Source organism: Pseudomonadaceae bacterium SI-3 (assembly GCA_004010935.1).
Classification (GTDB): Bacteria; Pseudomonadota; Gammaproteobacteria; order Pseudomonadales; family Pseudomonadaceae; genus Stutzerimonas.
Map to the genome: position 1 here is coordinate 1,220,249 of CP026511.1, position 20,185 is coordinate 1,240,433.

At 61.4% G+C, this 20,185-nt stretch carries 15 protein-coding genes and 1 pseudogene; 11 read left to right on the plus strand and 5 right to left on the minus strand.

All coding sequences use genetic code 11. The annotated features are described in order from the left end of the window. The first annotated feature begins 59 nt into the window (after nucleotides 1-59). Nucleotides 60-260: a hypothetical protein gene (locus C1896_05895; GenBank protein ID AZZ44488.1), complete on the plus strand. Its 201-nt coding sequence runs from the start codon at nucleotides 60-62 to the stop codon at nucleotides 258-260. On the opposite strand, the gene C1896_05900 is transcribed toward C1896_05895, so the two are convergent. From C1896_05900 to lon, 4 genes are all read right to left on the minus strand, one after another. Next, nucleotides 257-1,219 (minus strand): tRNA 5-methoxyuridine(34)/uridine 5-oxyacetic acid(34) synthase CmoB, encoded by a 963-nt coding sequence (locus tag C1896_05900; GenBank protein AZZ44489.1) that lies wholly within the window; start codon nucleotides 1,217-1,219, stop codon nucleotides 257-259. The genes C1896_05895 and C1896_05900 overlap by 4 nt on opposite strands. Beyond that, nucleotides 1,216-1,959: a carboxy-S-adenosyl-L-methionine synthase CmoA gene (locus tag C1896_05905; protein AZZ47544.1), complete on the minus strand. Its 744-nt coding sequence runs from the start codon at nucleotides 1,957-1,959 to the stop codon at nucleotides 1,216-1,218. The genes C1896_05900 and C1896_05905 overlap by 4 nt, the downstream gene beginning before the upstream one ends. Before the next feature lie 119 nt (nucleotides 1,960-2,078). Further along, complete coding sequence (locus C1896_05910) at nucleotides 2,079-2,468, minus strand: peptidase inhibitor I42 (GenBank protein AZZ44490.1); 390 nt, start codon at nucleotides 2,466-2,468, stop codon at nucleotides 2,079-2,081. 154 nt (nucleotides 2,469-2,622) lie between these two features. Further along, nucleotides 2,623-5,004 carry an endopeptidase La gene (gene lon / locus C1896_05915; GenBank protein ID AZZ44491.1) on the minus strand — a complete coding sequence of 794 codons (2,382 nt, stop codon included), beginning with the start codon at nucleotides 5,002-5,004 and terminating at the stop codon, nucleotides 2,623-2,625. Between the two features lie 144 nt (nucleotides 5,005-5,148). On the opposite strand from lon, the gene C1896_05920 reads away from it, so the two are divergent. The 3 genes from C1896_05920 (at nucleotide 5,149) to putP (C1896_05930) (ending at nucleotide 11,020) form a co-directional block, all read left to right on the plus strand. Then, on the plus strand, nucleotides 5,149-5,904 hold the full coding sequence (locus tag C1896_05920; protein ID AZZ44492.1) for an AraC family transcriptional regulator: 756 nt from the start codon (nucleotides 5,149-5,151) through the stop codon (nucleotides 5,902-5,904). 263 nt (nucleotides 5,905-6,167) lie between these two features. Then, entirely contained in the window at nucleotides 6,168-9,329 is a 3,162-nt protein-coding gene (locus tag C1896_05925; GenBank protein AZZ44493.1) for a bifunctional proline dehydrogenase/L-glutamate gamma-semialdehyde dehydrogenase PutA, read from the plus strand. A gap of 206 nt (nucleotides 9,330-9,535) precedes the next feature. Then, nucleotides 9,536-11,020: a sodium/proline symporter PutP gene (gene putP / locus C1896_05930; GenBank protein ID AZZ44494.1), complete on the plus strand. Its 1,485-nt coding sequence runs from the start codon at nucleotides 9,536-9,538 to the stop codon at nucleotides 11,018-11,020. 113 nt (nucleotides 11,021-11,133) lie between these two features. Here the strand turns inward: putP (C1896_05930) and C1896_05935 are convergent, their stop codons facing one another. Continuing rightward, nucleotides 11,134-11,358 carry a DUF3203 domain-containing protein gene (locus C1896_05935; GenBank protein AZZ44495.1) on the minus strand — a complete coding sequence of 75 codons (225 nt, stop codon included), beginning with the start codon at nucleotides 11,356-11,358 and terminating at the stop codon, nucleotides 11,134-11,136. A 322-nt stretch (nucleotides 11,359-11,680) separates the two neighbouring features. Between C1896_05935 and C1896_05940 the strand changes: the two genes are divergently transcribed. From C1896_05940 to C1896_05970, 7 genes and pseudogenes are all read left to right on the plus strand, one after another. Next, nucleotides 11,681-12,265 (plus strand): methylamine utilization protein, encoded by a 585-nt coding sequence (locus C1896_05940; GenBank protein AZZ47545.1) that lies wholly within the window; start codon nucleotides 11,681-11,683, stop codon nucleotides 12,263-12,265. Then, a complete protein-coding gene (locus C1896_05945; GenBank protein AZZ44496.1) occupies nucleotides 12,249-14,606 on the plus strand; it encodes a hypothetical protein in 2,358 nt (785 codons plus the stop codon). The genes C1896_05940 and C1896_05945 overlap by 17 nt, the downstream gene beginning before the upstream one ends. Beyond that, entirely contained in the window at nucleotides 14,603-15,460 is an 858-nt protein-coding gene (locus tag C1896_05950) for a DUF3034 domain-containing protein (GenBank protein AZZ44497.1), read from the plus strand. Before C1896_05945 ends, C1896_05950 begins: the two co-directional genes overlap by 4 nt. Next, nucleotides 15,460-15,879, plus strand: a complete 420-nt coding sequence (locus tag C1896_05955; GenBank protein AZZ44498.1) for a group 1 truncated hemoglobin — start codon at nucleotides 15,460-15,462, stop codon at nucleotides 15,877-15,879. The genes C1896_05950 and C1896_05955 overlap by 1 nt, the downstream gene beginning before the upstream one ends. Nucleotides 15,880-16,131: 252 nt before the next feature. Continuing rightward, on the plus strand, nucleotides 16,132-17,616 hold the full coding sequence (putP, locus tag C1896_05960) for a sodium/proline symporter PutP (GenBank protein AZZ44499.1): 1,485 nt from the start codon (nucleotides 16,132-16,134) through the stop codon (nucleotides 17,614-17,616). Between the two features lie 644 nt (nucleotides 17,617-18,260). Next, nucleotides 18,261-19,667, plus strand: coding sequence for an alpha/beta hydrolase (locus C1896_05965; GenBank protein AZZ44500.1), 1,407 nt, complete (start codon nucleotides 18,261-18,263; stop codon nucleotides 19,665-19,667). 285 nt (nucleotides 19,668-19,952) lie between these two features. After that, a pseudogene (locus C1896_05970) lies at nucleotides 19,953-20,159 on the plus strand (IS5/IS1182 family transposase). Nucleotides 20,160-20,185: the final 26 nt, after the last annotated feature.

Genomic DNA, 20,185 nt, shown 5'->3' on the forward strand with positions numbered 1-20,185 from the left:
CAGATGCACCAAAAGGTCCGCGGCAAGAGCCCGCGAGGCCGGATGTCTATGTACCGGCAATGTGGCCCATCGGACTGCAAGAGTTGGCGCTCGACTGGTTCGCGGCCTGGCGCAAGCGTCGCCTCTATCGGCGGCTACTCACGCTCAGCGACCGGCAATTGCGGATGCGTGATTTGAGCCGCCCGCGTTTGATGGAGAAAGCACAGGCGTCGCTGCGTCAGCTGGTTGAAGAACAGCGTAGTGCGCGCGTCCAGCGTTAGGGTTTGCGCGCGATCAACACGGCGCGCATCGGCGCGGGCAGGCCTTCGACGGTCTTGCTGTGATCCTGCGGGTCTAGGAACTCCGGCAGCGACTGATAGCGCATCCAATCGGTGCTGCGCTGCTCCTGGATGCTGGTAATGCTGACATCCACGCAGCGCACGTCAACGAAGCCAGCGCGGCGCAGCCAGCATTCCAGCGCCGCCACCGAGGGCAGGAACCAGACATTACGCATCTGTGCGTAGCGGTCTTCCGGGACCAGAGCGGTGTGTTCATTGCCCTCGATCACCAATGTTTCCAGAACCAGCTGACCGCCCTTGGTCAGGCAGTCCTTCAGGTCCAACAGATGATCGACAGGCGAGCGTCGGTGATAGAGCACGCCCATAGAAAAGACAGTTTCGAAGCCTTCGAGCTTGGGCGGCAACTCCTCCAGCGCCATGGGCAGATGCCAGACCGGCAGTTCCTCCAGGTAGCGCTTCATCGCGTGAAACTGGCAGAAGAACAGCCAGTTCGGGTCGATGCCGACGACCGAGTCGGCACCGGCGCCGAGCATGCGCCACATGTAATAGCCGTTGCCGCAACCGACGTCGAGGATGCGCTTGCCGCTCAAATCCAAATGCGGCGATACCCGGTCCCACTTCCAATCCGAGCGCCATTCGGTGTCGACATGTACGCCGAACACGTCGAAGGGGCCCTTGCGCCAGGGCGACAGGCCGAACAAGGCGTCTTGGGTAGCCGCACGGGTGTCCTCGTCGCACTCCGCTTCCAGGCGGAAAGCCGCTTGCAGTTCGACAGCGGCGGGCTTGATATCAGGCAGCGCATCGACGGCGCGACGCCAGCGCGGCAAGTCACCGTGGCCGATGGCGAGTTTGGCATCGAGTTGTGCCTGCAAGCCGTTGGACCAGGCGGCCAGTGGGGTGCCGGCCAGGCGCCAGGCGAGGGGTGTCAGGTCAAGGTTCATGGCAGCGCAATCAACGAGGCGAAGTTCAGGCATTGAAACCAGGGCACCACCTTGGTGAATCCGGCCTCCAGCAAGCGCTGACGGTGGGTTTCCAGGCTGTCGGGCTTCATCACGTTCTCGATGGCGCTGCGTTTCTGCGCGATTTCCAATTCGCTGTAGCCGTTGGCGCGTTTGAATGCGACATGCAGGTCGGTCAGCAGGTCATGCTCCTGCTCGTCTTCGAAGCGCAGCTTTTCCGACAGAATCAGCGCGCCCCCAGGTACCAGCGCCTGGCGGATGGCGCCTAGCAGAGCGGGCCGCTTCTCAGGGGGGATGAACTGCAGAGTGAAGTTAAGTGCGATCAGCGAGGCGGGCTGGAACTGCAGGGCAAGCACGTCGGCTTCGATCACCTCAACCGGGAGCAACTCTTGAAACATCGAGTCCTGCCCGTGCAGGTATTCACGGCAGCGCTCAACCATGGCGGTAGAGTTATCGACGGCGATCACCTGGCAATTATCCGTCTTGACGTGCCGGCGCAACGCTTGCGTCACCGCGCCCAGCGAACATCCCAGGTCATAGAGGCAGGTGTTCTGCTGGGCGAACTGCGCGGCCAGCACGCCGATGTTCTCGACGATGGTGGGATAGCCCGGAACCGAGCGTTTGATCATGTCGGGAAAGACCCGCACGACGTCCTCGTTGAAGACGAAGTCTTGGGGTTGGGCGAGGGGCTTGGCGAACAGGCGATCGGGTTCGTGGCTCACGGCGGTGTCTAGGCAGGCTGAAAACAGGGGCGGCATTGTAGCGGAAAGCCATGCGGATGGCCGTCGCGAAGTGGACGGTCGGTTCTCGTGCCCCGGCTCTCCACGCCTTATGGCACGTCTTATTGCACTTCGATTCGGCAGTCGAACAGCCCGGCCGGCTCGGTGTCGGTTTCCCAAGGGCGCTGATAGGCGAGATAGAGGCGGCCGCTGCCGGCCTCAGCTGCCTCGAAGCGCCAGGTGGACAGACCATCGCCGCCGATGACGTCGGACTTCGGTGAGCTGAATACTTCCGGGCCGAGGCTTTTCAGCTGCTCGGCCGAAACCTCGCGCAGGTTCCAGCGATAACCTGTGGTGGGGTTGCTTGGCAGGCTCACGATCAACATCTGACCGGGCTGCAAGGTCAGCGGGCAGTCCGCATCGTCGTTCAGCGCGATACTGCTCGGCGGCGTACTGGCGCAACCGGCCAGCAGAAACAACGGGGCGAACGACAGCAAACGGGCGAGAGGCATGGGCGACCGGCTCCAGAGGGAAGAAAGAAAACGCTCGGGCGTCGGTGGAAACCATAAGGCGCCAGGGCCGGTGGGTAAAGCCATTCGCAACGGCGACGGACTGTACACAAGCGGAAGGGGCCGTGCCGCCGGTTCACGGCCCCTGATTCCGGTATTAGAACAAGACCTTGACCACGTCACTGAAGCGCTTGGCGAAGTGCATCGTCAGGCCTTCTTTCAGATAGTCCGGCAACTCCTCGAAATCTCCGCGATTCAGCTCCGGGATGATCAATTCGTAAAGCTTCAAGCGCCGCGCCGCGATGACCTTCTCTCGCAGCCCACCGATCGGCAGCACCAGCCCGGTCAGGGTTAGCTCGCCCGTCATGGCCACGCCTTTCTTGGGCGCCTGGTTGCGTGCCAACGAAAGCAGCGCGCTGGCCATGCTGATGCCGGCGCTGGGGCCATCTTTTGGCGTAGCGCCTTCCGGCACGTGCATATGCACGAAGGCCTGATCAAAGAACTTCGGATCGCCTTTGAATTCCTTCAAGTGCGAATTGACGTAACTGAACGCGATTTCAGCCGACTCCTTCATGACATCGCCCAGCTTGCCGGTGAGCTTGAAACCTCGGTTGAGCGTATGAATCCGCGTAGCCTCGATCGGCAGTGTTGCGCCTCCCATGCTGTTCCAGGCCAACCCGGTGACCACGCCGACTCCAGTGAGCAGCTGTTCAGGGTGCCAATACGCCATGCCCAGGTAGCTTTCGATATCTTTCGGCCCGATCTTGATCTTGCTCTCAGGTTCATCGAGCAGCTTGACCACGGCCTTACGCACCACCTTGCCGAGCTGCTTGTCGAGCTGTCGAACTCCGGCCTCGCGCGCGTAGCCTTCGATGAGGTTGCGCAACGCACTGTCATTGATAGCCAACCGGTTCTTCGGCACCCCGGCGCGCTGCAACTGCCGCGGCCAGAGGTGGCGCTTGGCGATCGCCAGTTTCTCTTCGGTGATGTAACCCGACAGCCGGATGATCTCCATGCGGTCGAGCAGCGGGCCCGGGATCGAATAAAGGCTGTTGGCGGTGCAGACGAACAGGACCTTGGACAGGTCCAGGCGCAAATCAAGGTAATGATCGAGGAAACCGACGTTCTGTTCCGGGTCCAGCGTTTCCAACAGCGCCGAGGCCGGATCGCCCTGATGGCTATTGCCGAGCTTGTCTACCTCGTCGAGCATGATCACCGGGTTCATCACTTCGACTTCCTTCAGCGCCTGGACCAGTTTGCCGGGCAGGGCGCCGATGTAGGTGCGGCGATGGCCCTTGATCTCGGCCTCGTCTCGCATGCCGCCGACGCTGAAGCGGTAGAAGGGGCGGCCCAGCGATTCGGCAATGGACTTGCCAATGCTGGTCTTGCCGACGCCTGGCGGGCCCACCAGGAGCACGATGGAGCCGGAGATTTCACCGCGGAATGCGCCGACGGCGAGGAACTCGATGATCCGGCTCTTGATATCGTCGAGCCCGGCATGATGCGCATTGAGCACCTTGCGAGCATGTTCGAGGTCGAGCTTGTCCTCGCTGTACAGCCCCCAGGGCATCGACGTGACCCAGTCCAGATAGTTACGGGTTACCGCATACTCCGGCGAACCGGTTTCCAGCACCGAGAGCTTGGTCAGCTCGTCGTCGATCCGCTTCTGGGCGGCGGGCGGCACGACCTTGCCCTCCAGGCGGGAACGGAATTCATCGGCATCGGCGCTGCGGTCGTCCTTGGTGATCCCCAGCTCTTGCTGGATGATCTTCAGCTGTTCCTTAAGGAAGAACTCACGCTGACGTTCGCCAATCTTGCGGTTCACTTCGCCGGTTAGTTCTTTCTGCAGCTTGGCGACTTCGACTTCCTTGCGCAGCAGAGGCAGCACCTTCTCCATGCGCTTGAGCACGGGTACGGTGTCCAGGACCTCTTGCAGCTCGATGCCTGGCGCCGTGGTCAGCGCCGCAGCGAAGTCGGTTAACGGCGACGGCGCGTTCGGGCTAAAGCGGTTGAGGTAGTTCTTCAGCTCCTCGCTGTACAGTGGATTGAGTGGCAGCAGTTCCTTGATCGCATTGATCAACGCCATGCCGTAGGCCTTCACCTCGTCGCGGGGGTCTTCATCGCTCTGCGGGTATTCGACTTCCACCAGATAGGGCGGTTTACGGCGCAGCCACCCTTTGATTCGAACGCGGGCCATGCCCTGGGCGACGAATTGCAACCTGCCGCCTTCCTTCGAGGCGTGGTGCACGCGAACCATGGTGCCGTGTTCGGGCAGGCTGTCCGGATCGAAGCTGGCGGCATCCTGTGCCGGGGTGTCCATGAAGAAGAGGGCCAAGCGCTGGTGCGGCGTCTTGGAGACCAGCTCCAGAGTCTCGGCCCAGGGCTCTTCGTTGACGATTATCGGCAGCACCTGTGCGGGAAAGAAAGGCCGGTTGTGGATCGGGACGATGTACAGCTTGTCGGGCAGGTCCTGATCCGGTAGCACCAGGCCCGTGGAAGAGGCGTTTTGCTCGAATTCTTGATGGATGTCGTCGTTCATGCGGCACCTGTGGCGAGTACGTGCTCTTTAGATGGGTATCTGGCGAATGATTTCAATCCAATCGTTGCCTAGCTGTTTTTGCCCACAGCTATAAAAACCGCCAAGCCTCCGGTAGAGTGCGGCTCATACCCCAGGTGCCCCTCCATGCTCAATGCCCGTCTGCTGCGCCTTGATGATCAGGCCCACGAACATGCTCACGACTACCACCAGTTGGTGCTGTCGCTCTCGGGCAGTGCCGCGTTTGAGGTCGACGGCGCGGGCGGTGAGGTGTGCCGCATGCGTGCCTGCCTGGTGCCGGGATACGCCGAACACGAGTTCGCCGGCAAGGGTGATAACCGCATGCTCATCATCGACCTCGATGAGCAGGACCTCAGCGCCGACGATCCGCGCCTGCTGGCGCAGTTGTTCGAAACGCCTCGTTATCCGGCGCTGGACGCCGACTTTCACAACCTGCTGAACTATGCGGGCGCCGAACTGGCCCGCTATGGTAGCGACCCCTTGCTGGCAAGGGCGCTGGGCGGTGTGCTGTTGCGTGCGTTGCACTTGCGGGTATTTGGCGAGGCGACACACCTGCCGAAAGGGCCGCTGGACATCGGGCGCCTGGATGCACATATCGAAAGCAATCTGGCGCGCCGGATCACGGTAGCCGAGTTGGCGCAGGTGGTGTGCCTGAGCCCCAGCCACTTCCACGTGCAGTTCAAAGACAGCGTTGGCCTTACCCCGCATCAATACCTGCTGAAGAGTCGCCTCGATCGCGCCGCCAGGCTGCTGCGCGAAAGCCCGCTGCCCCTGGTGCGGATCGCCGAGGAGTGTGGCTTCTCCAGCCAGAGCGCCTTGACTACCGCCACCCGTCGTTACCTCGGGCTGACGCCGAAACGGCTGCGACGCAGCGACGAGTGACCGACCCTAAACGCACCGAGACGGTGCGTTTAGCGTTCTACCGCCCCCGCTATGCACCGCTTTAGCGACTTTTCATGACAGGGTTTTGACGCTCATCAAAACCCATAGGTTTTTGAAAAAGTTCCGTAGTTTTGTGCAACAACCGAAAACGCCCCCGCCTTAGATTCGCCTACCCGTTTGGTGAACCGCCCGCAGATTGCTGCCCGCGCGTCGCCGTCGAACCAGATCCAAACACAACAACACTCCACGAGAGGAGCGGCGCGATGTTCAAAGCCGGTCAAGTCTTGCAGGGCGATTTCGCCAATCTGAAAGCCGCCGAATTCTTCCCCGCCATCAGCGCCAATTACAGCGTTGACGAGGCGGCCTACCTGAACGAGCTGTTGCAACTGGCCGATCCTGGCGAGGCGGGCATCGAAGCCATTCGCCGCGAAGCGCGCAGCCTGATCGAAGCCGTGCGTGGCCGGGATAACGCCGTCGACACCCTCGACGCACTGCTGCGCCAGTACAGCCTGGATACGCATGAAGGCCTGATGCTGATGTGTCTGGCCGAAGCGCTTCTGCGTGTGCCGGATTCGGCCACGGCCGACGCGCTGATCCGCGACAAGCTCAACGCCGCCGAGTGGGAACGCCACCTCGGACAGAGCGACAACGTGCTGGTCAATTTCGCGGCCTGGGGCCTGGTGATGACGGGCAAGGTGGTCGACCCGGACAATTCCGACGGTCGTCCGAAGAACGTCATTGGCCGTCTGGTCAAGCGCTCCGGCGAGCCGGTCATCCGCGCCGCGATGAATCAGGCGATGAAGCTGATGGGCAAGCAGTTCGTGCTTGGCCGGACCATCTCCGAAGCCTTGAAGAACGGCCGTCCCGAGCGCGAGAAGGGCTACACCTATTCTTTCGACATGCTCGGCGAAGCGGCGCTGACCACCGAAGATGCGCGCAAGTACATGGCTGACTACCGGCAGGCTGTAGAAACCGTCGGCGCTGAACCGCAGGTCGGTCCGGGACCGCGCCCGTCGGTGTCGATCAAGCTGTCTGCACTGCACCCGCGTTATGAAGTGGCTCAACGTGAGCGCGTGCTCACCGAACTGTTCGAAAGCGTTCGCGAGCTGGCGATACTGGCGCGCCGCCTGGATGTTGGTATCACCATCGACGCGGAGGAGGCCGATCGCCTCGAGCTCTCGCTGGAACTCTACGAAAAACTGATGCGCGACCCGGCCATCGCCGGCTGGGGCGAGTTCGGCCTGGTGATCCAGGCGTATTCCAAGCGCTGCCTGCCGGTACTGGTCTGGCTGACCCTGTTGGGTAAAGAGCTGAACGCGCGTATTCCGCTGCGTCTGGTGAAGGGCGCCTATTGGGACAGCGAAATCAAGCAGTGTCAGGTTCAGGGCCTGGACGGTTACCCGGTCTACACCCGCAAGGAAGGTACCGATACCTCCTACCTGGCCTGTGCCCGGTATCTGCTGTCCGAGCACACCCGCGGCGTGATCTACCCGCAATTCGCCAGCCACAACGCGCACACCGTGAGCTGCATCCTGTCGATGGTCGGCGAGTTGAAGACGCCGCGCGAGTTCGAATTCCAGCGTCTGCACGGCATGGGCGATGCGCTCTACGACACGGTGATCGAAAAGTACCGCAAGAACGTACGCATCTACGCGCCGGTCGGTGCCCACAAGGACCTGCTGCCGTATCTGGTGCGTCGTCTGCTTGAAAACGGCGCCAACTCATCGTTCGTTCACCAGCTGGTCGACCCGCGCGTGCCGGTCGAAACCCTGATAGACCACCCGGTCACCCAGCTGCGTCAGTTCAAGACCCTCGGCAACCATCGCATCCCGCTTCCGCCGGCGCTGTACGGCAACCGGACCAACTCGCAAGGCATCAACATGAACATCCAGACTCAGTGGAACGAACTGTCCAGCGCCTACCAAACGTTTCTCGACCGTCAGTGGCAGGCCGCCCCGGTGATTGGTGGGCAGACGCTTACCGGCAGCGCGCACAAGGTGCATTGCCCGTATCAGCTCAGCCAGGAAGTGGGCACCGCGCAGTTCGCCACCGCCGAGCATGCCAAACAGGCCATCGATGGCCTGGCCGCTTTCTGGCCGCGCTGGAACGCCACGCCGATCGAACAGCGCGCACAAATCCTCGAGCGTCTTGGTGACCTACTGGAGGCCAACCGCGCCGAGCTGATGGCCATGTGCACGCTGGAAGCCGGCAAAACCCTGCAGGACGACATTGACGAAGTCCGCGAGGCGGTCGATTTCTGCCGCTACTACGCGCTGCAAGCCCGCCTGAAACTTGGTCGCGAAGAACTCAAAGGTCCGACCGGCGAGCGTAACGAGCTGTTCCATGAAGGGCGCGGCGTGTTCGTCTGCATCAGCCCCTGGAACTTCCCGCTGGCGATTTACCTAGGTCAGATCACCGCGGCTCTGGTCGCCGGTAATACCGTGCTCGCCAAGCCGGCCGAGCAGACCAGCCTGATCGCCGCCCGTGCGCTGGAGCTGATGTTCGAAGCCGGTCTGCCGAAGGAGGCGATCGCCTTCCTGCCGGGTGACGGTGCAACCCTGGGCGGCGTGTTTTGCCGCGACCCGCGTGTGGTCGGTGTGTGCTTCACCGGCTCCACCGACACTGCGCGCATCATCAACCGCCAGCTGGCCGAGAAGGAGGGCGCTATCGCCACCCTGATCGCCGAAACCGGTGGCCAGAACGCAATGATCGTCGACTCCACCGCATTGCCTGAGCAGGTGGTCAAGGATGCGGTCGGTTCCGCCTTCACCAGCGCCGGTCAGCGCTGCTCGGCGCTGCGTGTGCTCTACGTTCAGCGCGACATTGCCGATCGTGTCATCGAGTTGATCAAGGGGGCGATGGATCAGTTGAAAGTGGGCCCGACCCACCTGCGCGAAAATGACCTGGGCCCGGTGATCGACGCCGAAGCCCGCGAAGGCCTGTTGGCGCACATCCAGCAGCTCAAGGCAGAAGGCAAGCTGATCGCCGAAGCCAAGCTGCCGGGCAGCCTCAACGGTCACTTCGTCGCGCCTGTGGCGTTCGAAATCGGCGGGATTCACGAGCTGAAAAAAGAGCAATTCGGCCCTGTATTGCACGTGGTGCGCTTCGATGCGGCAGATCTTGAGAAGGTCGTCGCTGACATCAACGCGACCGGTTATGGCCTGACCCTCGGTATCCACAGCCGCAACGAGGAAACCGCAGCCCGCATCGAAGCGCTGGCGCGGGTCGGCAACCTCTACGTCAACCGTAACCAGGTCGGCGCGGTGGTTGGCGTGCAGCCGTTCGGTGGCTGTGGCCTGTCCGGTACTGGCCCGAAAGCCGGTGGCCCGAGCTACCTGCTGCGCTTCGTCAACGAGCGCACCACTTCCACCAACACGACCGCGGTCGGCGGAAACGCGTCCTTGCTGTCGCTGGGCGACGACTGATCGTCGACTCGGCAGGAAACGGCCGGCGGCTCGGTTCAGAGACCGTCGGTTCAATAGAACAACCAGAACAGTTGGCGGATCGCTCTTCCGCCTCTGATGGGCTCAGGTGAGCCCGTCCCGGTGATGGCGCGAACCGCCATCGCCCTCTGCCAGGTGGGATCGGGAATACCCTCGCGCCCATCAACAACAACTAACGAGGGAACAAAATGAGCATCAGTACTCCCACTTTGATCACGTTCGTGATCTACATCGGCGCCATGCTGTTGATCGGCTTCGTCGCCTACCGTGCCACCAAGAACTTCGATGACTACATCCTGGGGGGACGTAGCCTGGGAAGTTTCGTCACGGCTCTGTCAGCAGGCGCTTCGGACATGAGCGGCTGGCTGCTGATGGGCCTGCCAGGGGCGATATTCGTCGCGGGCCTGTCTGAAAGCTGGATCGCCATCGGCCTCATCGCCGGTGCCTGGCTGAACTGGTTGTTCGTCGCCGGGCGCCTGCGTGTGCACACCGAGCGCAACAAGAACGCGCTGACCCTGCCTGACTACTTCTCCCACCGCTTCGAAGACGAAAGCCGCACGTTGCGGATCTTCTCGGCCTTGGTCGTATTGGTGTTCTTCACCATCTACTGCGCCTCCGGTGTGGTCGCTGGTGCGCGTCTGTTCGAGAGCAGCTTCGGCATTCCCTACGATCTGGCGCTGTGGATCGGTGCTGCTGCAACCATCCTCTACGTATTCATCGGCGGCTTCCTCGCGGTCAGCTGGACGGACACCGTGCAAGCCACACTGATGATCTTCGCGCTGCTGATCACGCCGGTGTTCGTAATTCTGGCGCTGGGCGACATGGGCGCTGCGATGGACACCATTGCTACGCAGAACCCGGCCGCGTTCGACATGTTCAACGGCTTGTCCTTCGTCGCCATCGTCTCCTTGCTGGCCTGGGGCTTGGGCTACTTCGGTCAGCCGCATATTCTGGTGCGCTTCATGGCCGCCGATTCGGTGAAGACCATCCCCAACGCCCGCCGCATCGGTATGGCCTGGATGATTCTGACGCTGGCCGGCGCCGTCGCGGTGGGCTTCTTCGGTATCGCCTATTTTGCAGGCCATCCGGAACTGGCCGGCCCGGTCACCGAGAACGGCGAGCGTGTGTTCATGGAACTGGTGAAAATCCTGTTCAACCCCTGGGTGGCGGGCATCATCCTGTCCGGTGTTCTGGCTGCCGTGATGAGTACCCTCAGCGCCCAGTTGCTGGTCAGCTCCAGTGCTCTGACGCAGGACTTCTACAAAGCCATGCTGCGCAAGAACGCCTCGCAGACCGAACTGGTCTGGGTGGGTCGTGCGATGGTTCTGCTGATAGCCTTCATCGCCTTGGGCATCGCTTCCAACCCGGACAGCAAGGTGCTGGGCCTGGTGTCCTACGCCTGGGCGGGCTTTGGTGCTGCCTTTGGTCCAGTGGTGCTGATTTCGCTGCTGTGGAAGAACATGACCCGCAACGGCGCGCTGGCTGGCATGGTCGTCGGTGCGGTGACCGTGGTGGTGTGGAAGGAATTCATCGGCATGGGTCTGTACGAGATCATTCCGGGCTTCATCCTCGCCAGCCTTGCCATCGTGATCTTCAGCAAGGTCGGAGCCGGTGCCTCACCGAGCATGATCAAGCGCTTCGAGGACGCCGAGAGCGAATATCAAGGCCGCTGATTGAGTAGCTGACGTAACCAAAAACCCCGCTGCCGGCATTCCGGCAGCGGGGTTTTCTTTTGTATCCGCGACCAACCATTAACCGCTGGTCGGCGATGACTCATGTGGCGTGGTTAGTCGTCGACAACAAGGTTCTTGCGATCGTCCTTCGCGCCTGCTGCGATCAGATGCTCAGCCATGTCTTCGGTCACGTGAACGCTATGGCCGCTGATATGAGCCATGGACATCCGAGCTGCTGGATCTGTCGAGACTCGGACGTCCTTGATGGCGCAGGTCTGGGTGGCGTTTTCGAGTGTGGTTGAACAGGTGCCGTTTGCAGTATCGATGTTGACTGTCATGGCGGGTCTCCTCGGGTGTGCGATGGAGCCGCACTGAAAGGTGCAGCTACTCAAAGTGAGACCGTAGCCAGGACGATCTGTTTGTGCGTAGCGGTAATTGAATCCGACAACGGCGTCGGCGGAAGTGAAAATTATGCTGATCAACTGATGGCAATAGGCTAGCCTGATCAGGCCAGCAGGTTGCCAAGGAAGGCGGTAGTCCCACGGTAATCGTCAAGGTGGCGGAGTCAGCCAGATGTTCAATCGTGTTGTGTGGTCCAGTTGTTTTCTGCTGCTTTGCGCGCTCACCAAATCAGCGCAGGCCCAGCCGTTCAGCGCGTTTGTGTTCGACGCGCAGGGGCGTCCGGTGAAGGGCGCCGTGCTCAGCCTGGCGGGGCAGGCGCAGGGCAAACCCGTCGCCGTGGCGGTCATGGATCAGATCGACAAACAGTTCTCACCGGCCGTGCTGGCCGTTGCGACCGGCACCGCGGTGAGCTTTCCCAACGGCGATGACATTCGCCATCAGGTCTACTCGTTTTCACCGGCAAAGCGGTTCGAGCTGCGCCTCTACGAAGGCACGCCGAGCGAGCCTGTCATTTTCGATCAACCGGGGCTAGTGGTGCTGGGCTGCAACATCCATGACTGGATGCTCGGCTACGTCTATATCACCGATGACCCATGGTTCGCTGTCAGCGACGAGCAGGGTCGCATCCAGTTGGACGTGCCGGCTGGCCAGTACGCCTCTACGCTCTGGCACCCGGCGCTGGTTGATATGCCGCCTATCGAGGCGGGGCGGCTGGAAGTGGGGGCAGCGCCGATCGAGTTGAAGCTGCCGATTGCTATTGCCGCTGCGCTGCAACCCTCAGCGCCGCGAGCCACACCCTTTGCCGACGCGTTCAGAAAAGCCGCCCATGACGCGCGCCCTTAGTTTTCACGCACGTCTTTCGTGGATCCTCGCCGCCTTTCTGCTGGTGGTGATCGGCGCCCTGTATTTCTCTGTGCGTCTGGTGACCGAAGCGGCCGTGAGCCGGCAGGCCGCCGAGCGGCTCGATTCCGGGTTACGAGTATTCGAGCGTTTGATCGACATTCGCAGTCGTCAACTGCGTGACGGCGTACAGGTGCTGGTCGCGGATTTCGGCTTCAAGGAGGCGGTGGCCACTGGCGATACCCTGACCTTGCAATCGGCGATGGCCAATCAGGCGGCCCGGATCAATGCCAGCGAAGCCATGCTGATCGGCCTAGACGGTCGGGTGCTGGCCTCGAGCCTGTCCAATGCCGTACCCGGCGATACCTTCCGCTACGCCGCCGAACTGCGAGACGCGCGAGGGCAGGGGCCGACCCTGCTCATCGTAGTGCTCGACCAACAGGCGCACCTGTTGGTCGAGGCCGAAGTCCGCGCGCCTTTGCCCATTGCGCGAGTGGTGATGGGATTCGCCATGGACGAAGCGCTTGCGCACGAGCTCAAGGAACTAACGGGCCTGGACGTGTCCTTTCTGGCCAAGGCGGAGGGCAACAGCGAACAGCTGGCGACCACACTCAAGTCCGAGGCCCATGCCGAACTGATCGATGGTTGGAGTCGTCATGAACATGCCAATGGCATCGAAGAGCTGACACTCGATGGTGAGCGCTATCTCAACGAGGACGTGGTGCTGTCGCAGGGTGACGGCTATAGCGTGATTGCCCTGGCCCACAGCTCGCTGGACGACGCGCTGGCGGGCTTTCACCAGTTAGATATGCGGATCCTGCTGATTACGCTCGTTGGCCTGATTGCCTCCTTGTTGGGGGCGCTGATGTTGGCGCGTAGCCTTTCAGGACCGGTGAACGCGCTGGCTCAAGCCGCCCAGCGGGTCGGTCGCGGTGACTACCACACGCCCATCGAACTGGACCGCGATGATGAACTTGGCAGCCTGGCCAAAGCACTGAACCAGATGCAGCGCGGCATCGCCGAACGTGAGCAACTGATTGCGCACAACATGCTGCACGACGATGTGACGGGCCTGCCCAATCGATCCCTGGCCGCCGAATTGCTTTCCCGCGCCGTCGAGGCCGGCCGGATCACGGCGGTGTTGCACATTGGTATCGGTAACCTCGACGCCGTGCAGGACAGCGGTGGCTCCGAAGGCGTAGACCAGGCGCTGCGCGAGCTGACCCAGCGCCTGCAGGCAGGCTTGCAGCCTGGTGATCACCTGGCGAGGATGCTCTCCGATGAATTCCTGCTGATCGTCAGCGATACCTCCGCTGACAACGCCTTCAGCGCAGCGGTGGCGGTGCAGCAGGCTCTGGCCCTGCCAGTGCGCGTCGCCGAGCTTGAAATGCGCATCGAAGCGCACATCGGCGTGGCCGGTTATCCGGACGATGCCGGCAGCGTCGACGAGTTGCTGCGCCGCGCCAGAATCGCCATGCAGGACGCGGCGCAGATGCCGGACGGACTGCAGCTCTACCAGCATGGGCGTGACGATGCCCATCAGCGGCAGATCAGCCTGATTCGCGACCTACGGCATGCCGCAAACGGGGGTGGTCTACATCTGCATTTTCAGCCCAAGGTTGATCTCGAACACGGTCGGGTCTACCAAGCCGAGGCGCTGCTGCGCTGGAATCACCCGATCTATGGCCTGGTGTCGCCCGGCGAATTCATTCCGTTGGCTGAACGCACGGGCAGCATCCAGCTGCTTACCGCCTGGGTGATCGAGGCGGTGCTGCGGCAGCTACATATCTGGAACGGTCGCGGCCTGTACATGGAAGTGTCGTTGAACATTTCCGCTGAGGACCTCAGCAGCCTGACTCTGGAGCAACGGGTGACCGAGTTGCTGCAGCGCTACGTGATTCCGGGGGACCAGCTGGTATTCGAGATTACCGAAAGCGCCATGATGCGCGACCCGGAGCGCGCGCTGACGATGCTTCATCGGTTACGGGCGTTGGGTATTCGGTTGTCAGTGGACGACTTCGGTACTGGCTTCTCCTCGCTCGCTCAACTGCGGCGTATGCCGGTACAGGAATTGAAGATCGATCAGTCGTTCATTCGCGAGCTGGACGACACCTGTGGCGATGCGGTGATTGTCCGTTCGACCATCGACATGAGCCATGCGCTGGGCCTCAAGGTCGTCGCCGAAGGCGTCGAACATGGCGAAACGCGTGACCTTTTGCGCGCTTGGGGGTGCGACACCCTGCAGGGGTATTTTTTCAGCCGACCGCTGCCTGCTGATGCCTTCGAGGCCTGGTTGAAACAGCAACCCCACCTGGCTGCGCGACCGCTCAAGGAGCCTTCATGACAGCCCTGCGAACACTGCTGCTGGCCGCGTGCTGCGTGCCGATGATCGCCAGTGCCGATGCGGGGCGTTTATTGGCTACCGGTGGCGCGACGGGTATCGAAGGTGCTGCGGGCGGCGGGATCACGCCGTGGGCTGTGCTTGCGGGGTACGGCGAGCGAGGCGAGTGGGGCGGCGATGTCTTCGCGACTCGCGTCGAAACGGGCGACTACCGACTAGACGTCGCCGGTGTGGCGTTTGCCTTCGATAATCGCCTTGAGCTGTCTTTTGCGCGGCAGCGTTTCGATCTCGGCAATCTGGCGCGGGACCTGTCGCTTCCGGAAAACAGCCTCAGCCAGGACATCTTCGGCATCAAACTGCGGTTATTCGGCGATCTTCTCTATGACCGGTTGCCGCAGGTTTCGCTAGGCGCACAGCATAAACGCCAGAAGGACTTCCTGATCCCGTCGTTGATCGGTGCTCAGCGCGACGAAGACACCGAGGCCTACCTCACCGCGAGTCGGCTTATCCTCGGCGGTGCCTTTGGTTACAACCTGCTGCTCAACGGCGGCGTCCGCTACAGCCGCGCCAACGAACTCGGCCTGCTCGGCTTCGGCGGTGACCGTCGAAACAGCCGCAGCCTGCTCAAGGAAGGCTCAGCCGCTGTGTTGTTCAATCCGAACTGGGTGCTCGGCGTGGAGTACCGGGAGAAGCCCGACAACCTGTCGTTCGCCGGCGAAAGCGATTGGGCGGATTTGTTTCTCGGCTATTTCCCCAACAAGCGCTTTGCCGTAGTGCTGGCTTATGCGCGGCTCGGTGAAATTGCCACGCTGGACAATCAGGATGGTGCTTACCTGTCCGTACAAGGGAGCTTTTGATGCATCGGCTCGTCCTGCTGTTCTGTTTGTGGCTTGCTGCCTGCAGCCAGCAAGCGGTCAAGGATGACAGCCTGTACCAGCAGTTAGGTGGCGAGCCCGGTATTACCCGCGTCGTGGAAGGAATGCTGCTGCGCATTGCCCGGGACCCGCGCATCGTCGAACACTTTCAAACGGTCGACATCCAGCGTGTGCGCGACAAGCTGATCGAGCGGTTCTGCGTCGAGGCGGGCGGCCCGTGCACTTACACCGGCGACAGCATGGAGGAAAGCCACAAGGGCCTGGCGCTGACACCCAGCGACTTCAATGCGTTGGTCGAAGATCTGCAGGCGGCGATGACTGATGAGGGTGTCTCGATGCCGGCGCAGAACCGTTTGTTGGCGCGCCTGGCGCCCATGCGCGGGCAAGTCATCGACCGCTGAAAGCGCTAGCGGTGACGATCAAACAAACCGCTGCATGACCGGTTCGCCAGCCTGGTCGTCCAAGGACGGCCATAGGTCGTTCCGTTCGCACGTTTCCCAGTCAAAACTGCCCGGTCACGAGCGCAGAGTGCATCGAGACGCTATGCTTTGGTTCTAACCCGACCCATCCGTTGCCAACGCTGCGCCACAAGCGTTCGCGTTTCGTCAGTGAAGGCGGGGCCTGGTCCCCGCAGCACAAGGAAAACAAAACCAATGAATGTGAGTACCCCCACTCTGATCACCTTCGTGATCTACATCGCGGCGATGATTCTTATCGGTTTCACCGCCTACCGCGCCACCAAGAACTTCGACGACTACATCCTCGGCGGCCGCAGCCTCGGCAGTTTCGTCACCGCATTGTCGGCGGGCGCGTCCGACATGAGCGGCTGGTTGCTGATGGGTCTGCCGGGCGCGATCTTCGTTGCGGGTCTGTCCGAAAGCTGGATCGCCATCGGCTTGATTGCTGGCGCCTGGCTCAATTGGATCTTCGTCGCTGGCCGTCTGCGCGTGCACACCGAGCACAATCACAACGCCCTGACCCTGCCGGACTATTTCTCTCATCGCTTCGAGGACACCAGTCGCCTGCTGCGCATCTTTTCGGCGCTGGTGATTCTGGTGTTCTTCACCATTTACTGCGCCTCCGGCGTGGTGGCTGGAGCGCGCCTTTTCGAGTCGACCTTTGGGATGGAATACGGTACGGCACTGTGGGTAGGTGCAGCGGCAACCATTCTTTACGTGTTCATCGGCGGCTTCCTCGCGGTGAGCTGGACCGATACCGTGCAGGCGACGCTGATGATCTTCGCGCTGTTGATCACTCCGGTATTCGTCATCCTCGCGCTGGGCGACATGGGCACCGCCATGGACACGATCGCGGCGCAGGATCCGTCGAATTTCGACATGTTCAAGGGACTGTCCTTCATCGCCATCATCTCGCTGCTCGGCTGGGGCCTTGGCTACTTCGGTCAGCCTCACATCCTGGTGCGCTTCATGGCAGCCGACTCGGTGAAGACCATTCCCAACGCTCGCCGCATCGGTATGGCTTGGATGATCCTGACGCTCGCAGGCGCTGTAACCGTGGGCTTCCTCGGCATCGCTTACTTCGCCGACAACCCCGCGCTGGCCGGTCCGGTTACTGAGAACGGCGAACGTGTGTTCATGGAACTGGTCAAGCTGATGTTCAACCCCTGGGTGGCCGGCATCATCCTCTCCGGCGTACTGGCTGCCGTCATGAGTACCCTCAGTGCGCAGCTGCTGGTGAGCTCCAGCGCACTGACCCAGGACTTCTACAAAGCCTTCCTGCGTAAGGGCGCGTCGCAGACCGAACTGGTCTGGGTCGGTCGCGGCATGGTGCTGCTGATTGCCTTGATCGCCATCGGCATTGCGTCAAACCCGGACAGCAAGGTGCTGGGATTGGTTTCCTACGCCTGGGCCGGCTTCGGCGCTGCATTCGGGCCTGTGGTGTTGATCTCGCTGGTGTGGAAGCGCATGACGCGCAACGGTGCGCTGGCGGGCATGTTGGTCGGCGCTATCACCGTGGTGGTGTGGAAGGAGTTCATCGGCCTCGGACTGTACGAAATCATCCCAGGCTTCATCCTCGCCAGCATCACCATCTATGTGGTGAGCATCATGGGCAAGGAGCCGGCGGCTTCCATTCAGCAGCGCTTCGAAGTGGCTGACGCGGAGTACCACGCGGGCTAAGCGAGGCCTCGACAGGATCGTCCTTCGCTGGTGATGATCCTGTCGAGTCACAGTTGCCGTGTAACTTCGGCTCAATCGGAAGAAGATGCCTCTGTCTTCGAGGCGCGCAGCGGCGGATACTGTTCCTCAGGCGCCAGCCCTTGGCGTCCAGAGGAAATTCAGGAGTATTCCAATGAAAGCGCAATCCGTGATGACTCGCGCCGCAGCCGTCGTGCTGGCGGCTCTGTTGATGACTGGCTGCAGCCTGCGCTTGCCAGGCGTCGGTATCGACATCGGTGATGGCGGCGGCGGTGGCCAAGGCGGCAATCACTGCCCGCCGGGCCAGGCGAAGAAGGGTAACTGCTGACTCAGGCGCAACCCCTCCCTCCAACTGAATGGCGACTGCCATTCAGTACCCCTCCAAGTGACGCCAGAAATCTTCTTGTTCGCCTCGCTTATCCGCCGTGCTAACCCATCATAACCACGACGACAGTCCTGATATTTACGAGACGACATAGCCGCTCATCCCCTGAGCCGCCGAATGGTTTGACAGGTCTAAGCTTTCTGCCACGGTTAGTCTGGAGTGCGCGTACCGCTTGCGCTTGGCAAGCCCGGCAAAGCTCGCATCGCTAAAACAAAAACAATAAACATCTGAGGAACCTCTCATGCTTCCAAGCAAGTTGGCTTTAGCCTGCACGCGTGCCATCGCTGGCGTGGTGCTGGTCGGTACTATCGGAATAGCTGCCGATGTTCAGGCACGGTCCAAGCCGATCAAGCCCCCGGTCTCCCACAGCGAATCACGTGAACAGGATTCGCGCGCCTTCGCCCCCATTGTCTCGCCGTTGGCAGCATTTCCCGGTCTGCCCAGCGAGCGCTGGACTGGCATTTACGAGGGCGCGTCCTACCAGATCGAAGTGCCACCTAATTGGAACGGCATGCTCGTCATGTATGCGCACGGCTATCGCGGTACCGGACCCGAACTGACCGTTGGACCGCCGCCGATCCGTCCATGGCTGCTGCAACAGGGATACGCCTGGGCGGCCTCCAGCTACAGCAAGAATTACTACGATGTGCGCGCCGGCATCGAGGACACCAACGCGCTGGCGCTGGCCTTCAGCGAGCTGACCGGCAAAGCCCAGCCGAGCAAGACCTACATCACCGGCCACTCCATGGGTGGCCACGTAGCCGCTGCGGCCGTAGAAGCCGAGACCTACGCCACCGCTAACAATCCGGTGCGCTACAGCGGCTCGGTGCCGATGTGCGGCGTCACGGGTGACGTCTATGAATTCGAATACCTGATGAACTTCACCCTGGCCGCACAGCACCTGGCCGGGCAGGGCCAGACCACCTTCCCGGCGACGGATTTCCAGGCCAAATTGCCGCAGATTATCGGAACGCTGTGGGACAGCTACCCGACCGACCCGTCGCCGCAGGGTGAGAAGCTGGAAGGCATCGTTCGTGACCTCAGCGGTGGTGAACGCCCCATCTTTGCTGAAGGCTTCCGCACCAGCCTGCAAAGTGTCGTACTGGGCACCGGAGGCCAAGACGGTTCGGTAAACGGCATTCTTGCTGACTCGCTCAGTGGCAACCTCGCCACCCGCTATCAGTTCGACACGAACAAAGCGATGTCCCGCGAAGAGCGCGAGTTCAACGACTCGATCATCCGCGTGGTCGGCCATCCGCCGGCCAACAGCATCCGCCCGGACGGGCTGCGCTGGATTCCGGTCGTGAACGGGCAGTTCAACGTCCCGGTGGTCAGCATCCACACACTCGGCGACCTCTACGTGCCGTTCAAGCACCAGCAGATCTATCGCCGCAACGCCGAAGCCAACGGCAACGGGGACTTGCTGGTGCAGCGTGCCATTCGCGCACCCAGTCACTGTGATTTCACCTATCAGGAACAGGTTGAAGCGATGGCGGCAATGCTCCAGTGGGATCAGCAGGGCATCAAGCCAGCGGGTGACGAGGTCGTCAATCCGCGCGTAGTCGCAAACCCTTCCTACGGCTGCCAATTTACGCGTAATGACGGCACGCAGAATCGGACGTCGTTGCCGGCTTGCCCTGAGAGTTGATGCGCTAGCGGCGGAAAACGAAAAAGCCCTGCTCCGGCAGGGTTTTTTAATTGGAGCGGGCTAAGGGATCGAACCCTTATGCTTGGTGTGTCGTTCCGTCTCAAAGCGTGTCGTTACGGGGTTTCCAGCTACCTCGCCTGCTCGTTTCGTCGCAATGCGTCACAGTGATTTCGGCACCTTTTCGACATGTCTGCTAAGGGTGTTCCCGTTTCGATCTAAATCATCGATGTAGAGGAACAAGCTCGTATCGTTGTAGTTCTTACACAACACCAGTACGAGCTTGCAATGCCCCGATTGCTGCCCAGTGATGAGCACTGGTCGAAGCTGAGGGAAATTCAGCTGCACAAGGCCATCTACAACAAGCGTAATCTACGGATGACCGTCGAAGGCATGCTGTATCGCATGCGCGGAGGATGCCCCTGGCGAGATTTTCCCGAGGCATTCGTAAGCTTGAGCAAAGGCTACAAGCGTTTCAATGCCTGGTCCGCGTCAGGTTAGCTCGCAGCCAACCTCTATGG